General features: G+C 46.5%; 5 protein-coding genes. All 5 read left to right on the forward strand.

The window, feature by feature from the left end:
* Positions 1–587 (forward strand): hypothetical protein (locus QUB35_RS38900; protein WP_333148404.1); only part of this gene is annotated, 587 nt, incomplete at its 5' end.
* Positions 587–805, forward strand: coding sequence for a hypothetical protein (locus QUB35_RS38905; protein WP_333148406.1), 219 nt, complete (start codon positions 587–589; stop codon positions 803–805). The genes QUB35_RS38900 and QUB35_RS38905, both read left to right, overlap by 1 nt.
* Positions 802–990 carry a hypothetical protein gene (locus tag QUB35_RS38910; protein ID WP_333148408.1) on the forward strand — a complete coding sequence of 63 codons (189 nt, stop codon included), beginning with the start codon at positions 802–804 and terminating at the stop codon, positions 988–990. The genes QUB35_RS38905 and QUB35_RS38910 overlap by 4 nt, the downstream gene beginning before the upstream one ends.
* On the forward strand, positions 990–1,253 hold the full coding sequence (locus QUB35_RS38915; RefSeq protein ID WP_333148410.1) for a hypothetical protein: 264 nt from the start codon (positions 990–992) through the stop codon (positions 1,251–1,253). The genes QUB35_RS38910 and QUB35_RS38915 overlap by 1 nt, the downstream gene beginning before the upstream one ends.
* On the forward strand, positions 1,244–1,531 hold the full coding sequence (locus QUB35_RS38920) for a hypothetical protein (RefSeq protein ID WP_333148411.1): 288 nt from the start codon (positions 1,244–1,246) through the stop codon (positions 1,529–1,531). Before QUB35_RS38915 ends, QUB35_RS38920 begins: the two co-directional genes overlap by 10 nt.
* Positions 1,532–1,676 lie beyond the last annotated feature (145 nt).

Consider the following 1,676-nt stretch of genomic DNA (forward strand, 5'->3'; position numbering starts at 1 on the left):
ATGTCTATGTGGCGACAAATCAATCCCCTGAATTTATTTCCCTCTCCTGTTCGCATCAACATTCAAATTGGGACAAAACTATGAGCTTACAACTGCGACTGTTTGGTGGTAATTCTGATGCTGGAAAACTCACAGCCAGCAACGACGGCGGACACGCAATCGACAAATCTAAGGTATTGGCCGCCACTGATGGACAAGCCTTAAGCCCAATGAATCCCGGCAATTTTGATTCAATCCGTTCTGTGCCGGTGGTTGATACTCCCCGCTATGCCTCAAAGGAAGAGGCAAAAGCAGTGCGGACACTGGCAACAGAGAAAGAATCTGGTGCTAAGTACGCCAAACAGATGTACGGGGCGCTTTCTCGGATTGATACCGCTGATACGAAGGTACATAAAGCCCACTACCAATACAAAGGCGTAGTGGCTGGCAATGAACAAAAGAAGATAAGGGCAACTACTACCTACGCCAAAGGACTACACGGGCTACGCGAAGGATATGCCAAGCAAGGGCTAAGACTTGATAAAGCTGACAGCGATGCCCGCACCCGGATTGATGCGATTAAAGCAAAATTGACGGGGGCGAACTAATGGAATATATCTGGCTCTCAGGCACAAAGGAAGAGATAGAGGCAATGAAGGAAGCCCTGCAAGCAAATGGCTTTACCTTCACGCAAGGCAGCGAACTTAAATTAGGCGAGGCTGTCAGTCCTAACCGCTACTCATCTGCCTTAAAGAATTTTCGCGCCCCCGCTGTAGCTACTCCCCAACCCCGCCCTTGGGATGCAGTGCTAGGAGGCAAAAAATGAAAAAGTATCACCGCGAAGTTTTCGCCATTGACCCCTCGACTGAGCGAACTATCCGAGTAATTGGGCTTGAATCGGAGCATCAGATTGATGCTTACGACGCGTTAAACGCAGCATCCAAGCACATGAAAGAGATAGCACCGGGGCTTCCGTGTTATCTCAAAGTTTATTGTGGAGGCAAGAAATAATGAAAGCGATGTATCTGGCTAACTACTTCGTTGCCGGATGCGTCGCTTTCTCCCTTTTGGGGTGGATAGCGAGTCTGCATCCAATGGCGATGAAAGCCGTCTCATTCCTGTTAGCAGCGATTGCGATTGCTTGGGGGTTAAGCTGGTTACTTGACTACTCCCTGAGTAAACTACTTAAGATTACAGTTGCTGATTTACAAGCAGTTCTAGTCGGTGGTTTAGCGATGTTACTGATTGGTTTGGGGGTGTTTCTATGCAGCTAGACTTTTTGACTACAGAAGATTTTATCAATCTTCTCTCGCAATTTGTCGAAGAAGTAAAAGCTGAAAACTTGAAAGAATACGCAAGGACTAAGCGACAAAAGGAAGACGACTGTGAAATTTTTAACTGGGATTTTACAGATTTACAGTACGAATTTGAAGACAGAATTTCCGCTGCTTTGGAAAAAGCGATTCGAGCTGAAAACCTTGATTTTGAGAAAGCTGCTAGCGAAATCAACAATCATTCAAGTAAGTTATTTGAGGGGGAATCATGCAGCTAAAACTGTTTGTGTTGAGCGCGTCCTCTGTCGTGTTGTGGTTAACTCCACTAGCAGCCCTGGACAAAAAGCTAGACACTCATAAAGCACTGCAAGGTGTCAGCTTGTGTGCTGCGATTGCTTGTGCTGTTACCGCTGGCAATATCGC

Source organism: Microcoleus sp. B13-B6 (genome assembly GCF_036705405.1).
GTDB lineage: Bacteria > Cyanobacteriota > Cyanobacteriia > Cyanobacteriales > Microcoleaceae > Microcoleus.

Excerpts from the sequence above, each read along its gene's own strand:
- QUB35_RS38905 (WP_333148406.1), top strand. The coding sequence starts at position 587 with ATGGAATATATCTGGCTCTCAGGCACAAAGGAAGAGATAGAGGCAATG.
- QUB35_RS38910 (WP_333148408.1), top strand. The coding sequence starts at position 802 with ATGAAAAAGTATCACCGCGAAGTTTTCGCCATTGACCCCTCGACTGAG.
- QUB35_RS38915 (WP_333148410.1), top strand. The coding sequence starts at position 990 with ATGAAAGCGATGTATCTGGCTAACTACTTCGTTGCCGGATGCGTCGCT.
- QUB35_RS38920 (WP_333148411.1), top strand. The coding sequence starts at position 1,244 with ATGCAGCTAGACTTTTTGACTACAGAAGATTTTATCAATCTTCTCTCG.